The organism is Cetobacterium sp. ZWU0022, from assembly GCF_000800875.1.
In the GTDB taxonomy this organism is placed as follows: domain Bacteria; phylum Fusobacteriota; class Fusobacteriia; order Fusobacteriales; family Fusobacteriaceae; genus Cetobacterium_A.
This window is the reverse complement of sequence record NZ_JRJZ01000183.1, coordinates 1-930: the sequence shown is the minus strand read 5'-3', so window position 1 is coordinate 930 and position 930 is coordinate 1. Positions and strand designations below refer to the sequence as shown.

General features: G+C 28.1%; 1 pseudogene. It reads left to right on the top strand.

Annotation, left to right across the window (positions count from 1 at the left end):
- Nucleotides 1-930 (top strand): annotated as a pseudogene (locus L988_RS13905) (Tn3 family transposase); the annotation flags it as partial.

Here is a 930-nt window from a genome sequence, read left to right as displayed (position 1 = left end):
ATAACTACTATTGAGAACCTAATATGGGAAGCTAAAAACGAAGCAGAAAAAATACTTTTTGATACTTTAAATAATTCTCTTTCAGAAGAGCAAAAAGAAAAGTTAAATTCTACTCTATTAGTTCAGCCTAATATAGAGGAGCGAAGCAGAACAACCCTTGGTTGGTTAAAAACTCCAACTGGCTTTCCTTCTCCAGAAACTTTTTTAAAGTTGGCTGATAAAATCGAGTATATAAAAGATTTACATCTTGATATTTCTTTAGTTCAACATTTTCACTCAAATAGATTATTACAACTCTATAGAATGGCTATGAGATATGAACCTTATGCTTTTAGAGATTTCAAAGAAAATAAAAGATATGCACTATTAACAATTCTTTTAATAAATCTTTCTAAAGACCTGATAGATAAGGCTTTTGAAGTTCATGATAGACAAATGTTAACACTGATTTCAAAAGGAAGAAAAGCTCAAGAAGAGATACAAAAAAATAATGGGAAAAAGTTAAATGAAAAAATAGTTCAATTTGCAAGTATAGGAAAATCTTTAATTAAAGCCAAAGAGGAAGGGATAGATCCGTTTAAAGCTCTTGAAACTATTGTTAATTGGGAAAATTTTGTTTTATCTGTAAATGAAGCTGAGAAATTAGCAAGGCCAGTAGATTATGATTATTTAGATTTATTAGAAAAAAGATTTTATTTTTTAAGAAGATATACTCCAAAATTTTTACATCTATTAGAATTTAAATCTACAAAAGCTAATGAATCTTTAATTGAAGGAATTGATATACTTAAAGATATTAACGAGAGTGGGAAAAGGAAAATTCCTGAAGATGCTCCAATAGATTTTATCTCTAAAAGATGGAGTAAATATGTATTTGAAAAAGATAACAGTATCAATAGACATTACTACGAAATGGCCGTTCTCTCTGAA